The 20,598-nt window shown below is 43.1% G+C and carries 20 protein-coding genes; 5 read left to right on the forward strand and 15 right to left on the reverse strand.

The annotated features are described in order from the left end of the window. Nucleotides 1-225 precede the first annotated feature (225 nt). Nucleotides 226-3,198, reverse strand: a complete 2,973-nt coding sequence (locus OZP10_RS14485) for a KAP family P-loop NTPase fold protein (protein ID WP_281631501.1) — start codon at nt 3,196-3,198, stop codon at nt 226-228. 233 nt (nt 3,199-3,431) lie between these two features. Between OZP10_RS14485 and OZP10_RS14490 the strand changes: the two genes are divergently transcribed. Then, nucleotides 3,432-4,487, forward strand: coding sequence for a DNA/RNA non-specific endonuclease (locus OZP10_RS14490; protein ID WP_281631502.1), 1,056 nt, complete (start codon nt 3,432-3,434; stop codon nt 4,485-4,487). A 118-nt stretch (nt 4,488-4,605) separates the two neighbouring features. Here OZP10_RS14490 and OZP10_RS14495 read toward each other — a convergent pair whose 3' ends face one another. The 5 genes from OZP10_RS14495 to OZP10_RS14515 form a co-directional block, all read right to left on the reverse strand. Continuing rightward, the gene (locus OZP10_RS14495; RefSeq protein WP_281631503.1) at nt 4,606-5,079 is read right to left on the reverse strand and encodes a JAB domain-containing protein; all 474 of its coding nucleotides are present in this window, start codon (nt 5,077-5,079) and stop codon (nt 4,606-4,608) included. Nucleotides 5,080-5,331: 252 nt separating this feature from the next. Further along, nucleotides 5,332-6,636: a PcfJ domain-containing protein gene (locus OZP10_RS14500; protein ID WP_281631504.1), complete on the reverse strand. Its 1,305-nt coding sequence runs from the start codon at nt 6,634-6,636 to the stop codon at nt 5,332-5,334. After that, the gene (locus OZP10_RS14505; protein WP_281631505.1) at nt 6,633-7,040 is read right to left on the reverse strand and encodes a Cas9 inhibitor AcrIIA9 family protein; all 408 of its coding nucleotides are present in this window, start codon (nt 7,038-7,040) and stop codon (nt 6,633-6,635) included. Before OZP10_RS14505 ends, OZP10_RS14500 begins: the two co-directional genes overlap by 4 nt. 25 nt (nt 7,041-7,065) lie before the next feature. After that, nucleotides 7,066-7,428 carry a DUF7222 domain-containing protein gene (locus OZP10_RS14510; RefSeq protein ID WP_281631506.1) on the reverse strand — a complete coding sequence of 121 codons (363 nt, stop codon included), beginning with the start codon at nt 7,426-7,428 and terminating at the stop codon, nt 7,066-7,068. A gap of 40 nt (nt 7,429-7,468) precedes the next feature. After that, complete coding sequence (locus OZP10_RS14515; RefSeq protein WP_281631507.1) at nt 7,469-7,858, reverse strand: single-stranded DNA-binding protein; 390 nt, start codon at nt 7,856-7,858, stop codon at nt 7,469-7,471. Between the two features lie 381 nt (nt 7,859-8,239). Here OZP10_RS14515 and OZP10_RS14520 point away from each other — a divergent pair, with 381 nt between their 5' ends. From OZP10_RS14520 to OZP10_RS14535, 4 genes are all read left to right on the forward strand, one after another. Further along, nucleotides 8,240-8,488 carry a hypothetical protein gene (locus tag OZP10_RS14520; protein ID WP_281631508.1) on the forward strand — a complete coding sequence of 83 codons (249 nt, stop codon included), beginning with the start codon at nt 8,240-8,242 and terminating at the stop codon, nt 8,486-8,488. Between the two features lie 184 nt (nt 8,489-8,672). Then, on the forward strand, nt 8,673-9,137 hold the full coding sequence (locus OZP10_RS14525; RefSeq protein WP_281631509.1) for a hypothetical protein: 465 nt from the start codon (nt 8,673-8,675) through the stop codon (nt 9,135-9,137). Nucleotides 9,138-9,207: 70 nt separating this feature from the next. Further along, on the forward strand, nt 9,208-9,600 hold the full coding sequence (locus tag OZP10_RS14530; RefSeq protein ID WP_281631510.1) for a hypothetical protein: 393 nt from the start codon (nt 9,208-9,210) through the stop codon (nt 9,598-9,600). A 182-nt stretch (nt 9,601-9,782) separates the two neighbouring features. Beyond that, nucleotides 9,783-10,217 (forward strand): DUF1810 domain-containing protein, encoded by a 435-nt coding sequence (locus tag OZP10_RS14535; protein WP_281631511.1) that lies wholly within the window; start codon nt 9,783-9,785, stop codon nt 10,215-10,217. Between the two features lie 84 nt (nt 10,218-10,301). On the opposite strand, the gene OZP10_RS14540 is transcribed toward OZP10_RS14535, so the two are convergent. The 9 genes from OZP10_RS14540 to OZP10_RS14575 all read right to left on the reverse strand — a co-directional run bounded on the left by OZP10_RS14540 (nt 10,302) and on the right by OZP10_RS14575 (nt 20,432). Then, nucleotides 10,302-10,748, reverse strand: coding sequence for a hypothetical protein (locus tag OZP10_RS14540; RefSeq protein WP_281631512.1), 447 nt, complete (start codon nt 10,746-10,748; stop codon nt 10,302-10,304). 10 nt (nt 10,749-10,758) lie between these two features. Further along, nucleotides 10,759-11,382 carry an SOS response-associated peptidase gene (locus tag OZP10_RS14545; RefSeq protein ID WP_281631513.1) on the reverse strand — a complete coding sequence of 208 codons (624 nt, stop codon included), beginning with the start codon at nt 11,380-11,382 and terminating at the stop codon, nt 10,759-10,761. Between the two features lie 290 nt (nt 11,383-11,672). Then, nucleotides 11,673-14,726, reverse strand: a complete 3,054-nt coding sequence (locus OZP10_RS14550) for a DNA polymerase III subunit alpha (protein WP_281631514.1) — start codon at nt 14,724-14,726, stop codon at nt 11,673-11,675. Between the two features lie 3 nt (nt 14,727-14,729). Next, nucleotides 14,730-15,911 carry a DNA polymerase IV gene (gene dinB, locus OZP10_RS14555; protein WP_281634765.1) on the reverse strand — a complete coding sequence of 394 codons (1,182 nt, stop codon included), beginning with the start codon at nt 15,909-15,911 and terminating at the stop codon, nt 14,730-14,732. A 150-nt stretch (nt 15,912-16,061) separates the two neighbouring features. Next, entirely contained in the window at nt 16,062-16,361 is a 300-nt protein-coding gene (locus OZP10_RS14560) for a hypothetical protein (protein ID WP_281631515.1), read from the reverse strand. Beyond that, the gene (locus OZP10_RS22690) at nt 16,312-16,548 is read right to left on the reverse strand and encodes a DUF6965 family protein (protein WP_432419401.1); all 237 of its coding nucleotides are present in this window, start codon (nt 16,546-16,548) and stop codon (nt 16,312-16,314) included. Before OZP10_RS22690 ends, OZP10_RS14560 begins: the two co-directional genes overlap by 50 nt. Nucleotides 16,549-16,769: 221 nt before the next feature. After that, nucleotides 16,770-18,749 carry a conjugal transfer protein MobC gene (mobC, locus tag OZP10_RS14565; RefSeq protein ID WP_281631516.1) on the reverse strand — a complete coding sequence of 660 codons (1,980 nt, stop codon included), beginning with the start codon at nt 18,747-18,749 and terminating at the stop codon, nt 16,770-16,772. Nucleotides 18,750-18,771: 22 nt separating this feature from the next. After that, on the reverse strand, nt 18,772-20,055 hold the full coding sequence (locus OZP10_RS14570; protein ID WP_281631517.1) for a relaxase/mobilization nuclease domain-containing protein: 1,284 nt from the start codon (nt 20,053-20,055) through the stop codon (nt 18,772-18,774). After that, complete coding sequence (locus OZP10_RS14575) at nt 20,043-20,432, reverse strand: plasmid mobilization protein (RefSeq protein WP_281631518.1); 390 nt, start codon at nt 20,430-20,432, stop codon at nt 20,043-20,045. The genes OZP10_RS14570 and OZP10_RS14575 overlap by 13 nt, the downstream gene beginning before the upstream one ends. Nucleotides 20,433-20,598: the final 166 nt, after the last annotated feature.

A 20,598-nucleotide genomic window follows, 5' to 3' on the forward strand; every position in this document is an offset into this window, starting at 1 on the left:
TAATTAGACATGCCACTTCATATTTTGTATAAATCTAATCCATATTAGATCTGTGCCGGCAGATGCATTTTGTCCGACACTAAGATATAAATATTTTACTACAATTATTTAAACAGAGCCTTAATTTTTGAAATTCCATTTATTGCTGCGGCCGTAGAAAAAAAATATTAATTAATTGATTTTTACATGTATATAAATATATGCAGATTGCCTGATCCTGCTCAACTATTTTTGATATCCGGCGTATTTTATTTTAGGCTCTGAAGGAATAATTGAAACAAATTCCAAAGCAAGATCCTCGCCCAGTTCAATTATACTTGATTTTTGAATGTATGGTTCATTGAATTTAGGCTGTGAATCATTGACAAGTCCAAGAACTTTGTCTATAAATTGTGACAAATTTTTGGTGGTCTTTTCCGTGTTTATGGTCAGAAGCAGATAAAAAGAACCCTCGAATTCGAAACTCCTTGTCTGAAAATAATAGTCCAGGTCCAAGTTTGAGATCAATGTGAGGGAGAGTGCCCTGTTGTCTGTCTTCAGGACCGCCTGCAGCGGCCTGTGCTCATCGACCAAAGCATCACGTCCCGGAATTGATTTCCAGTAATTGATTTTGTTCTTGATTAGCGTGGAGTGGACAAAATCATATTCCAGATATAAGTTCAGTCCGGTGATCTGCAGGAGTCTGAAAAGTTCCAAGTATTCCTGAATCTGCGTCGAGGCTGAATCTCTGTGCCCTCCAATGAATTCCATTACGGCGGACATAGCTCCAAAAATATGTACAGCAGTCGGAGAAATATTAAAAGCGGTGTTGGAATAGCTGGATAAATCGGTCATTTGCGCGCACAGGAGCTCAATAGGATTATCGCTCCAGAAATCCATAAAAACCCTGTTGATTTCTGCCGGGTCAATATCCTTGATGCTGTCGTAGGTGTAATAGGTCTGATAATTGTTGACATCCCACAGACCATCCTTGAATGAATTTAGATATTCTTTGTAAAGTTCAGCAGTTTTAGACGAGATATAATCATCTTGCAGGTGCCACTTATGATTAAATTGGTGCAGTTCCCAAATATTGCTCAGCAGCATGAGCCTGGTTTGAGGCAAAAAAAGATCGCTGCTGAAAATGTTCTGGTTTATCCAAGGAGAATAATCACCATCTGCGGCTATATCCCAATTTTGATGAAGGAGCTGAAGAAACTTGTCGATCAGTCTGAATGTTTCAAGATCGAACTGATTGTAGGTACTATACTTCTCATACACAATAACAGTATAGATCACGATACGCTTTAATTTTGAAGGATCTTTGGTTGTAAGGAATGAAAGGCGGTCCAGCAGCTGCTGGATCTTCTTCTCTTTGTTGATTTTTTCAAGTTCAGGTTTCAGAGCTGCCTGGCTACAGGTGTACAGATTGTCGAATTCGGACTGCTTCAGGTACTTTTCAAATATGCGCTGTTCCATAAGCATCTGAAAATTGGCCACATATTTAATGGAACTCTGCGCCTCGATCTCATTTTCTTTTCCAAACAGATGGGCGAGGGTTTTCATCAGTATTCTGCGCTCTACTGCATTGAGCGATTTATTTGTCTGGTTATCCGCTCCATCTGAAGTAATCTTTTCGAATATTTCATATTTGGAAAGGTGCTTGATGCTGTTTATTTGTTCGCTGTCCATGTAATCTAAAAAAAGATCATTTTCCTGCTGTTCTTCCTGGTTTATTTCCTTTAGAAAGTAGGTCTGGTTATCTTGGTTTATCTGCACATAAGCACCCAAGTTGAGATTGAGCTGGCTTATCATATCAGGAAATCTGAGCTTGAAGAATGTAAAATTGATAAAGTCCTTCAAATTGAGATAATTGAAATCCTCCTTAAAAACCGTCAGGTCAAATTTGATCTGGTTTACGGCGCGTTTGGCATCCCTGAAGTTGCGGATGTAATCCGTGAAGAGCAGATTCGGATCATTCATCACTGTGGCGATCATTTCTTTGAAATCTGCCGGCGAGGGGCTGAAAGGCCTGCCAAGCTCCTTGATGAAAAATTTTTTGAGGATATTGGAGTCAATAAGGGGAAGATATATTTCAAGCTGGAAGAATTTATCGACAAACTTTGTATCGAGTATATTGCGGTCTTCGGTGAGGCGTCTGACCACATAGTCCTTATCCATGGCAACGACAAAAAAGGTATTGTGGAAATTGGCTGTATTTCGGATCAGTTTCAGAGTCTGTAGAATCTCCGACTGGTTCAGCCTGTCCAGATCATCTATAAAAACGACAATTTTTTTATCGATGTCCTCCAGCATTGAGTTGATATTGTTATAGAGCTCGTTGGCCGAATATTTTGAGAAGTTTGTAATCTGGTCTTCCAGAAAACTGCTGATGGTCTTGTTTTCGTAGATGTCGGTCAGCTTTCCCGCGTAGTCAGTGATCTGGTTGGAGAGTTTGCCGCTGTAGGCAGACAGCTCATTGCTCAGCGAGGTGAAAAATTCATTTATTATGTCATTTTCGCTGTGGTTCAGATACGGAAGGAAATGGATGACGATGAGGTCATTTTTTTTAAATGGCCCGCTATTCTCCAAAGATCTTTTGGTCATTTCGATAACGCTTGATTTTCCATTGCCCCATGGTCCGATTAGGCCAATCGAAATCGACCTTTTGTGCTGCTCCAGCAAAAGCATCCTGCTGAGCTTCTCTGCAGTCACATGATATTCGAGCTCGTCGCTGCCCTGATCCGATATGGGATTATCGCCCAACAGCAGGTTTTTATCTTCAGTAATCTTTTTGCATGAGAAAAGAAATCTGGCTGCATTAAATAAAAAAAACGAGATTACTCCCGCAAGCACCAGATCCAGGTATTTTACGCTGTAACCATGAAAGGCATTGTAGCCGTGAAGATTCCAGCCTGTCCCACCTAGGCCAAACCTGTAATAGGCAGCCAGAAACAGAACTGTTCCAGCAAAGAAATATTCGCTTTTGGACGGCCTGTATTCCAGTATCAGCATCTTGTAGAGCAAGTTTATCCAAACGGCAGCAAAGAGAAGCGCGATGAACAGCTGCAGGTGCCAGGTATTGTATGAAGGATCAGTCATGAGATACCTCTCGATAAGTCCGTTTATTCTGTTTTGGAAGTAGATGAAGAAAAAAAGAGCCAGACCGATAAGCAGCATGCTTGAATTTTTGACCAGGATGGATTTATTGTTAGGCATTTAGAAAGGATTGTTTTAAGTTTCTAAAAAACGAGAGGAATTATCCTCATAAAAGATGCAATATAATTTGAATAAATTATATTTTCAATTTTTACGTGGCTTAATTTTCATGCCATTTGGATCGAAACCCCTTCTTGCATCAAAACAGGTAATTATACTGCTAGCCATCAGTTTCAGAATCCATATTTTAGTAAGTCATTAAAAGCTAATGTTTTATACTTAATTATTGAGATATGGAAGAATTGCAAGGTTACGACAGCGGTTTTCTGCAGGTGCCGCTCAAATTGCCAAAGATAAATTATGATGTCTGCGTGCCGCGGAAGGACGGACAGGGATTCGAGATCAGATACACCCATTTCAGCTCCTTCCAGCACAGGATCCGCCGTCTTCCGCTAATGACGGCCTGCAATATCAGGGGAGCCGAGTTCAATGCAGAACCTCGGGAGGGAAACGAACCATGGCATTACTCCAAGCAGATCGAAAACAGCTATCAGCTGAATAATGATTTTTATGGCAATGACGACAGAACTTTTGACCGAGGGCACGTGGTACGCAGGGTTGATCCCGCCTGGGGGCCAAATGCAGCAAACGCAGATTATGAGACCTTCAACTGGGCCAATGTGGTGCCGCAGCATTCAAAACTCAACCGCGAAAACGGCATCTGGTTCCAGCTAGAGCAGCATATCATGGAGAACGGAGTGAAGAACAAAGCGTCGGATATTTCGGTTTTTGCCGGACCCGTTTTGAGGACCGACGACCTGCTGTTCAATAAGGCATACGAAAACGGAATGATCCAGATTCCTCTGGTTTTTTGGAAAGTAATTGTTTGGAGGAAAAGCGACGGCAGCCTGAACGCTGTAGCATTCATGATGAGCCAGTGGGAATTTGTAAAGAGCAAACTGATAAATGCTGCCGTTGTCGAGAAGGGCATGAAACTGATTCAGCAGGAGCTTCCAGATGACTATTTCCAGAACCTGACATTCAGCGACAACAAAACCTACCAGGTGCCGGTATCGGATGTGGAGAAGGCAACAGGGATACAGTTCAACTGGAGAAATGTAAATTTTCCATTTACATCAACGACGGGCTTTACCGAACTCAAGGCACGCAGGCTGAGAAAAGTGCATGCCTTCAAAGATATTCTTGCCAAATCGGAATCAGGGAACATAGGCCTTAAAAACAATATCGAAACGATGCGCGAGATCAGTGCAGCCGAACTGAATGACCTGAAAAAGACAAAAGAAAACTATCTTGTCAAGGAATTTGAAATCACCAATATGATCCTCTAGACCCCATACCTTCGGGACTGTGGAAATATAACGATCCAAAAGCCGGCAGACCAAATAAAACGAGCCCGCTATCTGTAAGGACAGCGGGCTTTTGTAATCAGGGAACAGCGCAATGCCTTTAATGCATCTCGCCGTTATCTGCAAATGAATAGTAGGATTCAGAAGCCATAATCAGGTGATCCATCACCTGGATATCCAGCACTCTTCCGGCCTGGATAATTTTGGCGGTGATCTTCCTGTCGGCCTCGGAAGGGGCTGTCCTTCCCGAAGGATGGTTGTGGAAAAGGATGATCCCTACTGCGGCGGCCTTCAAAGCTGCAGCGAAAATCACCCGGATGTCCACAACGGTTCCGCAGATTCCTCCGGAAGACATTTCGTAGATGCCAAGAACCTGATTGGACTGGTTCAAAAGCATGATTTTGAACTGCTCGGTGAATGCGATCCTGCCTTTATCCCAATGCTGCAGTGCCAGACTGTAGGCAGATTTTGATGAGGTTACAGCCGGCCTTTCGGATGCTTTTACTTTTGATCGGTATACAAGTTCGATTTCTGATACGATTGCCCATTTTGCGGTGTGTGCTGAAGTTTTCATAATTCAAGAATTTTTAGATTAATTGCAGCACCCATGGCGGGCAGAGCAAAGCGAGCGCAAAAAGCAACGCAATAAAGCGGGGCAGGGAGCATTTATGGGGGAATTTTTTGCGGGCGAACCGCCGGCTGTGCCCGAAATTTGTGATGGAATTCAATCCAAGCCAGAACAATAGACAGTCTTGTCTGAGCTTTTTTAACCTTGAAGTGTCTGCCCGCGCATAAAAAAACCGGCGCTAGGCCGGCTTTGCTTTCTTCAGCTGATTCTGCTTTTTTTCATCCGCTCTTTTATCTGATTCATGTTTCTTTCCATCAGATCCAATATCCGTCTGTGGTATTTGGAAGCGCTGTTCCTAAATCCCCTGCATTGGATGATTTCCATGTTCCTGAGGGAAAGCTCAATGGTTTCCACCGACTGGCTGTCCACTTTTGCAGACAGAATAAGCGAGTTTTTTTTCTTGTAATACCCATTGGCAAACACGCAGTGGCGCAGGCTGTCGCCCTCATGCATAAAATCCTGCACATTTTCAATGACCGAAACGCTGAGATTTTTTTCCGAGAAGCTCAGTCCGAAAAAATCCTTTTTTTCCTCGGCGTAGATGTTCTGCGCCTCGGCTATTTCCGAGCGCATCCGAACAAGATATTTTTTTCGCTGAATTGCCGTTTTTCTATCCACTAGCCTGTCGTGCGCTTCGCTGAGGTTATCAGGACAGACAAAAAGCGGATTCCCGATGTCTTTTTTGAACCATCGCAAAAGCTCGATATAGTCTTCCCAAATCCTGTAGTCGGATATGGTATAGCTGTTTTTGAGGCATGTTTTTACAGCCTGCCAGTTCTGCCTGATATGCTGTCCGTTCGAAAGCAGATAATAGGAGAGCATGGAATGCTGTGAGGCTTTCAGAAGCGTTTCAGCCAACGAATCGCGCAACAGGGCTGTGAAGAGAATCTGCGGTGCTATGCCGTGGAACGAAGTCTTGAATCCGTTTCTTTTTAGCGGACTGACGACCTTGAGTTTTGGGTAGACCCTGTAAGGGGCGATTCGGTATTTTGGGGACTGCTGAAAATCCTTTGGCCTGATTTCAAGGGGGGAATAGTATTTCCATTGGTCGTATGCCTGCGAGAATACGTTACAGCTCATAGAGAGGCTGCGCACATCGCCTGTCGGGGAAATCCAATGCTGCATGACTTCCTTATGAAAATAAGTTGGCAGGAAATTCTTCTTCATCTGCTTGTGCGAACAGACGATGCGCACCACCTGATAAGACCCCGCCGTATCAAGAACGGCCGAGTATTCAATTTCCCTGAAATTGGTTTTGTTATAAGGCTGTATTTTAAGTTTCCCCCTGCAAGTGGAGCATTTGGTGTAGTTCTGGCATTCGGGTTTGGAAATGTCAGGCTTCCAAGAATGGCAGCAGTCAAGGCAATGGAATCTTCCTCGAGAGAGCACGCCCCATTTGAGGAAAACGGTCTTTTCCGCCCAAGCCGTGGCTTGGGATGAAATCGGCGCAAGCGATGCGCTTAAGGCGCAGATTTCTTTTTCGATGATGGTTTTAGGGGTCATAGGTCAAAAAGTGTTAAGGCTGTCTGAGCAGGTTTTGGAGTTCCTTTTGCAGGAAGCACTTCCGCAGGAGCGGTGGAAGCATTTTTCTCCACAACGTTTTGAGCAACAGGAACAGGAGCGGAGAACAAATCAGCCTTTTGGGGCTGATCTGTCATCACTCTGCATCTGATTTCGGGAACTTCACCAATGGTATCATCGTTGTAGTATCTGACCGCCATGTCAAAAATCTCGCTGTCGTCAAAAGCGCACTCGCCTGTTTTTTTGACTTCGGCGATGATATATTTCAGGCAATTGTCCAAGTTTTTTGAGGCTTTTTCAAGCATTGGCGCAAAAGCGGAATCGCTCAGCGATTTTTCTTTTAGAAAATCGCCTATTCTTGTTTTGAATTTTTCTGAACCGTTCATAATTGAGAATTTTTAGGGTAATCAGTTATCGTTCGAAAACGGTTCGGTAGATGTCAAAGCAATATTCCTCAAAGCAGAGCCAGCACATGAAAGTGTAGTGGGGCAGGCGGTGGCGGTTCTTAACCGCTTCGCCAAGCGAGTCTTCGATTTCTTCGCGGATATTTTCCAAATCGTCAAGATGGGCGATATAGAACCTTTTGCAGTCGGCGTGATAGATGAATTCGGAAACCATCCCGCTGATGCAGCCCATTCTCTGCAAGTCCTCCAAAAAGGATTTAAGTTTTTCTTTTTTGGTTCCGTCGTAGGAATCCAAGTCCGACAGTATCATTTTATTGAATACCGCGCTTACGGGATATTCGGCGTATATTGATTTTGTAAAGGCATACATGACATTTTTCTTTAGGCTTATACATTTAGGAACTCCGACCTTAGAACGGCAGGTCGTCAGGGTCTTTTTCAGAATTCTGCGAATCGGCGCTTTTCTGCTTTATCGCTTTCTGCTCATTTGCGGCAAAGGCAATAATCTTGATATTGCTTGTGTGAAAGGTCAGGCTTCCATGTGCCTGCGAATCGTTTCCGATATAGACATTGAGTCCGATGCGCCCGAAAAGCTCCACAGCCGTCCCTTTTTTAAGATAGTCCGCAACTCCCGTCGAGAGCCAGTACGAACAGTCGATGTAGGTCACAATTCTGACAGGCTCGGAGCTGTTTTTAGGCTTGTAGCTGTCGTTTACGGCGATTGAGAAATTCACCACCTGTCTTTCTGCGCTGACTTTTGCCACTACGGCATCTTTTGTAAGTCTTCCAATGATTTCCATGATTAAAAAATTTAAGTGAGTACTGTTTTGAACTTTCTTTCCCCCTTTCCCAAAAATTATTTTCAAAAGAAAAAACGGAAAAAAAGAAAGCAAGGAGCCAGTGGACCGCTGGAGGACGCGGAGTTCTATAAGTCCCGAAGGGTGGGGAGGCGAAGCGGAGCCATTATGCGCATGCAGCGGCCGGGGGACACTATCTTGGCTGTCTTTTTATGCCGTTTCGAATGAAAATGGTTCCAGCTTAAATATAAAAAGCCGCATTATGCAGCGGAGCAAAAAGGCAGCATAAAAAAAACTGCAGCCCTTGCGGTTTTGAAGTTTTCTTTTGTTTTAATTTTTATATTTGATGTGAAAAGAGATCTGAAAACATTTAAATCAAATGCGATGGAAAAGGCTATAAGACTAAGGGTGCGAAAGGACTTGGACGGGAGGCAGCAGTTTAATATAATCAAGCTCAAAGGGAGCCTTATATCGAAAGGATATACCGAAATTATACACATTTTGGACCAAGACGATGAATTTCATATCAATTCTTTCGAAACTTCAAAAGAAAGCAGCAGGGAAGTGCGGGAGTTTATAACTACATTCATAAGTGAGGAAAACCTAAATGATGCCGTCACAATTTTCAGCTAGCCTGCCTAAAGCAAATCATGCAAATAAAAATAGCGGCATTCCATACCATTATTGCGCATTGGCAGCATAATGGAGAAAGCGGAATTTCCATTGAAATTGCAGGCATTATGCATTCATTTAATAATATTAAAAATTTACCTATTTTTATATTAAAGTTTTCATTCAACATTTAATATTTTAGGAAATGAATATTGATTATCAGGACGATAATTTTTTTAATGTGGATTATGTATATAGAATCCAAACCTTTGAAAAGTATCTGGAGAATACAATATCTTCGGAAGAGCATTATGCGAATTACAAGGCCGGACTGATGCCTGATGTCTTCTATGAACATAACATACCTGCCGTTCTAGGCCTGTTCAGAAAGGAATTCCGTGACTTAAAATCAGGAACAGAAAGGTATGAGCAGGACAATAACAATGATTTTCCCATGCTTAAGGCTTTTATCAATACCGAAAGGGAATTGCGAAAAGTATTGGACAACAGCCAGCTTGAGGATTATGCCTCGAAGCTGGAATGGGCATTTGACCATCAGAAGACCGATGGAAGGGCAGGAGCAGTCAGCCGATTTTTTTTGGCGACGCCGACACTGGACAGCTATCTGTTTCAGGTTGAAAAAATATTCGGAAAAGGGATTCTGGACTGATTTTTAAAATCCAAAGGATCATTTCTGGGCAAATATTTGAAGGGATGGAAATTTCAATAATAATCTGGTTATGGAGCTACATTTTGAAGATTTTGCACTCACCATCAAGGCCAAAGATATGGATGTACCCTATAATCTGATGGACGAAGCTCTGTTTCTAGCAGTCCGTCCCCATCTTATCGACTTATTATCCGGTAATAAAACGGAAATTATATGCTTTGGAGCAGCTCCCGACAATGGAGCAGACGCACAGGATGAACTTTTGGGAAACGGCGTTTTCTTTCGGATTATCGGCTATGAGAAGAATTTAGGGGTCGATCTGCAAAGCAGTCCCGAAGAAATTCTGAATGCTTTCCATTATCTGGTTTATAATTTCACGCCGAGATGGACTACGATCTTTGTGGAAGAGGGAGAAACCAAAAAGGAGGCCACAATTGAGCTGATGTACCAGGAAGTATTCTAGGAGAACCTTATATGAGCCCTTAGATTTGCTGCGATTAGATAGCTAAAATACACTATGGATCCTAAATTGTATTAGCCCAATCGAATGTCAGGCATTGGAAAAGCAGAGAAGTTGAACCTACAATTATCTTTTGCGCAAAATAGAGGATGCAATCATTGTCAAACTAAAACAGGAGACTGGCTATGAATCTGGAAGATGGCTTAGAAAGATATATATCGGCACAAAAAGACCTTTACCATCAGGCCTTGGACGAAATCAAGGACGGAAAGAAGCTAAGCCATTGGATGTGGTTTGTTTTTCCGCAGATCAGGGGCCTTGGATTTACCGACTACAACGTGTATTACGGAATAAAAGACCTGTATGAGGCCGAACAATACCTCTGTGACCCAGTACTGGGAAAACGTCTGGTGGAAATCACCAACGCAGCCTTTTCCCTAGAAGGAAACACGGCCTTGGAAATTTTCGGCAGACCTGACTCGAGAAAACTCAAGTCCTGCATGACGCTGTTCAGCCAACTCCAGAATACAGATCCCATATTCCAGAAAGTATTGGACAAATATTATGACGGACTGCATGATGAGAAGACAATCTCAATTCTGGCGTCACAAAAAAAATAGTAACTAGAACATTTCATAAAAATAGAATCCAACAATTTACTGCTCTATTTTGAAAGCCCTGCCTAAAAATGGCAGCCTGGCATTTTATAAATCCACAAAACTAAGTTTTACGATTTTTAGATAAGCATCGGTCACTTTGCTGAGTTCCGGCATAAGCTCCTGCATTTTTGCTTTTACGATTGCATCGCGCTGCTGCTGCTCTGCCGCATATTTCTCTGCCCTTTCTTCAGGGGGCTGCCCAATTTCGGTATGGCCGGGATCAATTGGAATGAAATCGTCATCTGAAATTTTTGAATCTTCATTATCTTCCTGCTTCCATCTTTGATATTTTGCCTCCTCGTAGGCATTGTAGAGGTATTCATATAGGATTCCTTGACATCGGTTTAAATGTTCCCAGGGCATGGGATCTTCCTCAACGAACTCATGGGGATAAGTATAGAGCGTAATTTCCATTCGGGAATACAGGTCAACTTTATAGTAATCAACAAATTCCTGATCGGCAACTCCTTTGAAATAATCAATTTCTTCCATAACAAATTTTTTATACTTTAAACGCAACAATGTTTCCTTCATATGGAAAGGCAAAATCCTCAATTTTGACAGACTGGTCAAGCCATGCAGATTCATCCTGCCTTTTAAGCATTATCGGCATGCGCATTTTATGGTTGTGTACAAACCGCATCAGTTCATTGGCTTTGGTAGTGACCATGGTATAAGTGTTCATAACTTCATCAGATACCGGATCCGTCCATGTGGAATACAGTCCAGCAAAAGTGAAGATCTCGTCGTCCTGCGAATTGATCTGGTATTTGTCTTTGCTTTTTCCTTTTTCATCATTCCAATGCCATTCATAATAGGCCGATGCTATTATCAGGCATCTGTTGTGTGTTATATTTTTAAAGGAAGCTTTCTCATCAATGGATTCAATCCTTGCATTGAGGGTGTTTTTTCTAAAATCCGCATCCTTTGCCCATGTCGGCATCAATCCCCAAGTATAGTCTGTGGTAATCAGGCGGGGGGATGAATCAAGTATTATGGGGATATTGGGATGCGCAAATCCATTAATGAAATCTGACTGAAGATAGGTTTCCTCATTGTCGACTTCTGCATTAAACCGCCGTTTTACATTTTCAATTGCAGCGGACTGCTGGGTATAGTAACACATAAATAACTGCATTAAGTTAAAAAAATACCTTATTCTGTTAGTCTTAAATCCTTAAAGGGCTGCCTGCTGAATTTTGGTGTCCTAGATTTGGCATCAAAACAGCATAATGACCCGCTACCAATTTGATATAAAACATATTGAAAACCTTATTTTTATAAATGAGCAAAGGAAAAAAAGACTGCGGCAAAAAAACAGCAGAAAACTGTTTTGGATCATAATTCTTTTTGTGTCCCTATTTCTTGCATTCTATCAAATTTAGTCCGTAATTAGCATTTTACATAAAAAAGCATTCAAAATTTCATTCTGTGTCGCGGCAGGTTTATTTCATGCTCCTGCGGATAAGGCTTGCGGTGCGTGCTGCTCACATCCTGCTTTATGTTATGCTGCGTCGTAAATCTTTTATCAGAGTCTGAATATCTCGGATCGGGGATGAAAGGCATTTTCGCCATTCTGGAAATGGTGATCGTCGGGAAATGGTAATCAATTTCCACGGTTCCCAGAAGCAGATAGCATCCTCCTCCCTGAAATGGATTGTTTGCCAGGCTGTCAGGAAAATGCGCTGTATCAAAATATGCCCCTTCATGGTCAATCCATGTACCGAAATACATATTGCCCTTTTTGGTAGGCACCTGTTTGGTCGAGATCAGGTAGGCCAGCATGCGCACCTGCCTTTTATGGTATTTCAGAAGATCGCGCACCATCACATCCCCGCGGTGCCTGGTCTGGAGCAGATCAAAAACCGAGCACGATATGGGGAAGTTCAGCAGCTCGATTTCATCAAAAGCATCCTCAAATACCGAACGCTCCAGAACAGGCAGCCTGAATTCCTTGGCAGGCTCGCGGATCAGCATCAGCCCGCGGTTTTCAGGCTTGAAATTATTCATCAGCAGGCTTACCTGGACAAGCAGCTCATTTTTGGCTTTTCCCGTAAATCGGAAAGCGCCTATGAAAACGAGAACCTTTACATTCTCAATGCCCATGGGAACCCTGTTAATGAAGTCTTCGAGCGATTTATAAATGCCGTTTCTCCCACGTTCAAAAGCAATGAACTGCGAGAGTTTGGAATCCAGGCCCTGCAGGTGCATAAATCCCAGATAAATATCCAAGCCGTAGAGAGCAGTTTCATATTCGCTTTTGTTCACGCAAGGGGCATGAATTTTGGCTCCGGCCATTCTGGCTTCGTGCACGTAGATTTCAGTGCGGTAGAATCCTCCCTGATTATTGATTACGGCAACCATGAATTCAATAGGGTAGTGCACCTTCAGGTAAAGGCTCTGGTAGCTTTCCACAGCGTAAGATGCAGAGTGTGCCTTGCAGAAGGAATAGCCTGCAAAGGATTCGATCTGGCGGTAGATTTCACGGCTGAGTTCTTCGGGGTGCCCTTTGGCGGCGGCAGAAATAAAAAAGTCGTCCTTGACTTTTTGCAGTGTGGCTTTTGAGCGTCCTTTTCCCGACATAGCGCGTCTTAGGATGTCGCCGTCTGCGGCGGAAAGGCCTCCGTAATGCAGGGCAATTTTGATCACGTCTTCCTGATATACCATAATACCGTAGGTTTCTCCGAGCTGCTGCTCGAAAACCGGATGGAAATACTCAAATTTTGACGGGTTGTTGTGCCGGAAAATATATTCCTTCATCATTCCTGATTGCGCCACTCCGGGACGGATAATGGAAGAGGCAGCCACAAGTGTTTTATAATTGTCACATTTCAATCGGCGCAGCAGTCCACGCATGGCAGGGCTTTCAATATAAAAGCATCCTATTGTTCTCCCTTCCGCAAGATACACGTTTGCGGAATGTTCGTTTTTTGACAGCCTTGTATCGCGGATATTGATCCGCAGACCCTTGTTTTTCTCAATCAGTTTTACAGTATCATCAATATGTCCGATGCCTCTCTGGCTTAGTATGTCAAATTTATCAAAACCGATGTCTTCAGCAGTATGCATATCAAAAAGGACTATTGGGAATCCTTTTGGAGGCATTTCCAATGGCGTGTAGTTGGTCAGCGGCTCTTCAGAAATCAGAATCCCGCAGGAATGCATGCTGCGCATATTGGGATATTTCTCAAGCATCATGCCATATTCCTGAACCAATTTGACTATTGAGTTGGTCTGCTGGAGCTTCATGGGATTTTTTGCCAGCATATCCAGCTCGTCTTTCGGCAGTCCGAATACCTTGCCGACCTCGCGGAAAATCGAGCGGTATTTGAATTCCACATTAGTGCCGCAGAAAGCCACATTCTCGTAACCGTAGCGGTCAAAGATGTATTTCAAGATAACATCCCTTTCCTTCCACGACCAGTCGATATCGAAATCGGGCGGGCTCTTGCGGTTTTCATTCAGGAACCGCTCGAAATACAGGTCAAGCTCCAAAGGACAGATGTCCGTTATTCCCAGACAGTAGGCAATTATGCTGTTGGCGCCCGAGCCCCTGCCTATATGAAGGAAGCCCCGGCTGTTGCTGTAGCGTATGATATCCCATGTGATAAGGAAGTAGCCGCTGAATTCCAGGTCGTTGATGACTTTCAGTTCCTTCTCCACACGTGCTTTTGCCTGGTCATTATGGCGTCCGTAACGCCATGCAAGACCTTCCTCGGCAAGAGTGGTAAGAAGGGCTATGTCTCCTTTTTTATTTTTGGTGTAGTGCTTTTTGTTTTTCGGGCTTTCAAAATCATATTTAAAATTGCAGCGTTCAATAATGTCCTCAGTATTACGGATGATCTGGGGATAGTCTTTATATAAATTGACAAGTTCAGCCTGGGGGATCATCATGTCAGTTTTCCTGCAGCAGTCATCTTGCCCGAGTTTGGACAAAAGCTCATTGAGGTCAACGGCGCGCAGAATTCTGTGAAGATTGTATTCCCTTTTGGTTCGGAATACCACCGGCTGGAGGACAACCATTTTGGAAATCTTTTTTTTAAGTCCAGGCATGAAAAGCCTGCCGAGCTGGTCAGGCTGAATGCCGATAAATTCATTTTCGCTGAGATCCGCAGGTGCATTTTCCAGAGTGTATATAAAATAAGCCGCTTCAATAGCGGGAGCCTTTTCAGGCAGGGGAGCGCCGCTGAAATTATGATCGGTCAGAAAGCGGTTCATCTGCGCGAGTCCTGCAGCATTTTTGGCCAGGCCGATGTAGCGGAATTTATGCTCCGAACGAAACTCGATTCCGACCAGCGGTTTTATGCCTAAGCCTTCGCATCCTTTTATAAAATCATAAATGCCGGTTACGGTGTTGATATCAGTCAGCGCTGCTGCCGTGGCTCCGCTTGCCGATGCCTGCTTTATCAGATCATCCAGCGGAATAGTGCCGTAGCGAAGGGAATGAAAAGAGTGGCAGTTGAGAAACATGATTTATTTTTTACGTTTTAAAATTTCGTCTTTATTATTGGGTTTAAAAGAGGCGCCGGCGCATCTCATCACGGCATCAAATCCGTAACGGCTCTTCATTCTGTCCATTGCCTGATATAGGGCAAGCATTTCTTCGGTGTCATTGAAAAGGTCAATCTGATAGGTTCCCCTGACCAGACCGCTGAAACGGATTCCGACAAGCCGCAGCCTCATTCTGCGCTGATAGAGTTTGGCAAAGAGGTCCGTCACAGTCTGGGTAAGAATATGATCGGCAGAGGTGTACTGTACCCTGGACTGTTTGGTTTCTGTATCAAAATTGGCATACCTTATCTTGACAGTCACAGTTGATGCGAGCCACTGCTCTGCACGCAGCTGGTAGGCCAGCTTTTCCACCATGCCCTGCAGGATCCTATTTAATTTCAATACATCAATAGTGTCCTGTGAAAAGGTATGTTCGGTTGAAATTGATTTTCTTTCCGTATAAGGCTCAACGGGAGTGTTGTCGATCCCATTGGCTTTTTTCCAAAGTTCGGTGCCGTTTTTGCCAATCATCTGCTGCAATGATTCGGCCGGCATTTCAGAAAGCGTCCGGATGGTGCGGATTCCGATGCGCGAGAGCAGCTGGAATGTTTTCTCGCCCACCATCGGAATTTTTCGGATGGAGAGCGGGTTTAAAAATGACTGCACAAGATGTTCGGGTATTTCGAGATTCTGTTTCTGTTTTCCTTCACCGGTTCCGATTTTAGAAACGGTCTTATTGATGGAAAGCGCAAAGGTGAGGGGCAGGCCCGTTTCCTTTGTGATGCGGCTGGCGAGCTCGTCTGTCCATTTATAGCTGCCGTAGAATTTATCCATTCCCGTAATATCAAGATAAAATTCATCTATGCTCGCTTTTTCGACTACCGGAGCTTTCTCCTGAATAATTTCGGTGATGTCATGGGAAAGCCGCGAGTATAATTCCATATCGCCTTTCATAATCTTGGCCTGGGGGCAGAGCTTCATTGCCATGTGTATCGGCATGGCTGAACGCACGCCAAATCGACGCGCTTCATAGGAGCAGGAAGCCACTACGCCTCTATCGCCTCCGCCTATTATCAAGGGAATCCCGTTGAGCTCAGAGTTGGTAAGCCTTTCGCAGGAAACAAAAAAAGTATTCATGTCAATATGTACAATTGCCCGGCTCATAATCATTTCTTTTATACGGGTCAAAATTAGTACAGATAGTAACATTTTTTAAAAATAAAATGTTCTAAATAATAACAAAAATAAAAATAGCTTATTTTATTGGTGCTTCCAAAATATCCAAAAATTGATGTTTTTAGGTTTATTCAGAATTTACGGCGGATTGAATCCTGGGATCAAATGACAGGAAAAATAATTTTCAAAAGCGCTGCAGAAGGTCTTGAATAAGAATTTAGTTAAGGCAGGGGATAATGAAAATAAAAGAATTATTTCCAGTGCAATACTATGTGCATTTGAACCGCCTGTTAGAGGCGGCATCAAAGGAATATAACCCTGCAAGTAAGTAAAATTAATTAGGCTGGAATTGTAATTACGTGCCAGTAGCAGCAATAATACAGCGCGTTTATTCGGATTGATTTTCGCTTTTGGTTTCCTGATGGCTTCGTTTGACAAGCATATAAAAATCCTTTAGATGCCACCATGCCGGGCACATATCAAGACTTCCCTTAAAATTCCCAATAGTCGAATAGCAGCTTTTGAGAAAAACCTGCGAATCGGTGATCTTTGCCCATGGTTTCCAATCCACTTCCTTGGGAGGAGGAGAGGCCTCAAAATAGCGTTTTATTTCATCGGGAGTCATACGGCAAAATTAAGCAAAAAGTCCAAGTGCGGCAAGCCTGGGGATGATTTTGAAGCTTAAAATCCGAGGACGTTTTACCCCATAATCGTTACCAGCCTAAAGGCCATCGATTTATATTTTAAATGAAATCAATAAAAAAATAAACTTCCAGTTTTATCTTGTGAAGGTTTTCTGGAAGGATGCAGTTCCACTGCCGAAAATGGAGAAAACTACCAACTTTTTTACTTTTTTTTCAAAATCAGGTGCAGGCGGCTGTGGTCTTCAGAAATTGCATTGATTTCAGATTCTGCAAGTTCCTGAATATCATTTTTAACCTGCCCATACATTCTCTCCACCATGGTACTGTTCAAAGTCCGGACAGCTGGAAAATCCTTGTAGTTTTCTGTTTCTTTTTGCAGTGATTTATGGTCGTTCAGGATTTCTGAGTGGAATGTTTTCAGTTCAATCCGGCAATCGGGATTGTCGGCGGTCATACCTACAAATTCACCTGAACTGAGACAGGAAATCTTTGAGGCAGGAACTGCTGATTCAAGCTGGCGAGAGCGGCTGATTGAGGTATCTGAGCTGTTGATGGAAAGGCTTTCACGGTCCTGCATAATTCTGCCAAAGCGTTCTGAAAGCTGCTTGGCAGTGTCGCCGGAAACCTGTCCGGAAATAATATTTCCCGTGATGTTCATTATCACATCAGCAAGTTCGCGCCCATAATCTTTCTTAAGCTGGCTCAGGTCCTGTATACCAAGACTGGTGGCCACTTTATTGCTGCGGGCAGTGGCGATCAGACTGTCGATATTGTTGAGGTAGACGGTTGGAAATTCGTCAAAAATCAGACTGCTTTTGAGTTTGTCCTTCTGGTTGACCTGCTTAATGAGGCGGTTGATATAAAGCGAGAGCACAGCTCCGTATGTCTGTATTTTTTGCGGGTTGTTTCCCATACAGATTATTTTCGGCTTCAACGGATTATTGATGTCGAGATTAAAATCATTGCCCGACAATACATAGTAGAGCTGAGGGGACGAAAGCCTTGACATGGCAATTTTAGCCGATGCAATCTGCCCCTCCAATTGCTCATTTGCTTCGTTGAGGTAGGCGCTGACAAATGGATTGATCAAAACTTCAATTTCTTTTTCACATCGCAGCAGGGTAAAGAGGTTATGGTATTCGAGCTGCATGAGCTCAATTACATGAGGCAGGGTGCAGTATTCTCCATTATTGTATTTTTTCAGGTACCATATAACGGCAGTCAAAAAATTGATGGGCGATTCTACAAAAAAGTCTCCCTGTTTTTTGATCCATTCGCGATTAAGCCCCAAAAGGATAGTGCGCGCCGATTCAGCTGCATCAGTAATGTCTGTCATGGATGAAGGTTCCAGCGGGTTGCATCTGTGGGAGCGGTTGAGGTCGTCAAAATTGATGACAAAAAACTGTGGCTCTACGCGATAGATATGCCTGTATTTCAGATACGCATTATAGGTTATTTTAGTGAGGTCATCAAATTTGAAATCATAGACAAACATTGTAAAACCTTTCGAGATATGCTGGGTTATGATGTGGCGTATTACAAAATAGGATTTGCCTGATCCGGGAGATCCGCATACCAGCAGCCCGCGAAACGGGTTTATAATGTTGATCCAGCTTTTTCGGACTTTGTCCTTGAGTCGATACTGCGCCGGGAGATTGATGGAATACTCATTCTGTAAAAGTCTTTCCTCCTGCGGAAATGTCTCATTTTCCTTATTGAAAATGTCCTTGCCCGATAAGGACCTGCTGATGATTCTGGTAAGAAGCGTTCCGCCGGTGATTATCAGCAGAAAGCCCAGTGATGCAATAAGGATATAAAATGCGAATGCATAATCAAATTCAAGCCATAAAATGAACCCGCTGCCAAAATAAAACAGCAGTCCAGAAAACACAAAATATAATGCTGTTTTAGTTTTCAGTTTTTCATTTTTTCGTCCCCGTGCTCCTAAAAGTGAAATGAAAACAAATAGGAGCGCCAGGAGCTTGGATTTTTGAAAATGACTGAAGAGTCCTGCCTTAAAAATATTCTCCAGAATCCTATCGCTGAATTTAGATCTGAAATCCAATTGCTCAAAAAAGCTGTAGCCGTAATAATAAAAATGCAGAGCCAGCAGCAGTATGCTGATCAGCCTTGTCATGTCTAAAATTTTTCGCAGTGCCTGTTCATTTTCTCCTGTCTGCATAACTGTTGTTTTTTAAGTGTTGTCAATTATTTGAAAGGCCTTTTCTTTTCCTTTTTTTCTTTTTCCTTTTAAAATCTGTCCCAGGATTGCTGCCTGGAAACTCCCTTTCAAAAAGTTTGGTGATCAGTTCTTCCAACAAAGGGATCGATTGTTTTTTCAAGGCCAGAGAGTCCTGCAGTTCCATTATTGCCGTTATAGGTTTGGGAAGCTTGGCCCGGTCGGAAAAAATAGCATTATAGGCTTCTGTTTCTTCCTTTCTGCAGCACTGCACTATAGCTGCAGCCGAGAATTCTTTTCCAAGCTCACTGCCGTTGCAGACCTGTCTCGAGACATGGTCCACATAGGTAAGTCCATACAAAGTTCCATTTTGCGCAAATCTTTTAACCATTGCAATTCCCTGCTGCTCCAAAGCTTGAGATAGTTCATTTATAGAGGGCTTATCAGAGCGCAGCACAGTACGGACAGCATTCTTTATCCTGATTCCCGGTCTGGGATTTTCAAGGATGTTTTCCTGGAATTTTTTCTCCAGAAATCCAAGCGTCGGACGGTTGTGGAAATCACTTGCTTTGATAGGAACGCCGATCGGCATCCCATCAGCATCAAGTATGCGGTAGACAAGCCCTCCGTTTTTTAAAATGCGGGAATTCTCAGAGCCATTGTCGGCCTTTACATTATAGAGATTAAGAACAGCATTCAGCTGCGGCAGGCTCTTGTACTGATAGGTGTTGATTACAAAATCCAACACTTGCGAAATAGCTTTTTTAGACTGGATTTTTCCATATTTTACAGCCTGTGCACCAATAGGCAGCAGATTCTCGGCAATCTGTTTTTCCCTGCCTTGCGCTTTGATGAGAATAAAATCCTGTTCTATCTTTTTTCGGACCGCTTCGGACTGGTTGCGTCCGATATTCTGCATGTCGATCCTTTTGCCGTCAGGTCCTACTTTAATCGATATTATGTGAATATGCGGATGTGCGGCATCATGATGCTGATAGACAAGATAAGGCTGGCCTTCGAAACCGATTCCAGCCATATATTCAGATGCGATTCTCATTAATTTTTCAGCGGTCAGATCTTTTTCTGAAGGATGGAAATTCAGGGAAATATGCACGCTTCCCCGCTTTACATTTTCATTTAGCTCCAATTGCCGAAGCAGCAGATTTATCTTTAAGGCACTGCTGAGCTGGTCATGATCTGCAGGATAATTTCCCTGGCCGATGCATAGGGCATCACCCGTGGAAACCTTGTTCTCATTGTAATGGAAAATGCGGCGCATAGATCGTCCTGTTTTTATTACTGCAACCATTTTTCAGCCATTTTAAATACACAGATTTTTATTTTTTCAATAGATTCGAAAAGCATTTTTTTATCTTCCTCATATGACAATATCCAGTTTTTGAAATCAGGGACATGCTGCAGGGAGTGCAGTTTTCTGACGGCCTGATTGTAGTTGCTGCCCACAGCATTTAGATCATTGCGGAGGCGGTTTATCTCAGCAATAAAATCATCAATGGACTGGTTCCGGTATTTTAAGACAACGGGTTTTTCAAGAAGATTTTTTCTTGCAAAATCACTCAGCTTTGGACAGATTGATTTTTCAAATCTGCTTCTTAGAAGATTCATCTCTGACGGGGTCAGCCGCAGATGAATCCATTTGGTTCGGTTCGTATCTTCCTTTTTCATTTTATCTCCTTTTTCATTAACTGATCGAATTTCTATCTGGAGAATTCTCTGCCGGCGAGTTTCGAGCCAAATGGCAGCCAGATATCGGTTGTGATACAACCGGACATCTGGCCGATTGCAGGAACGAGGCAATCCTTGAGCTTATTTTAAGATTTCACGACCTGAA

Source organism: Flavobacterium luteolum (genome assembly GCF_027111275.1).
Lineage (GTDB): Bacteria > Bacteroidota > Bacteroidia > Flavobacteriales > Flavobacteriaceae > Flavobacterium > Flavobacterium luteolum.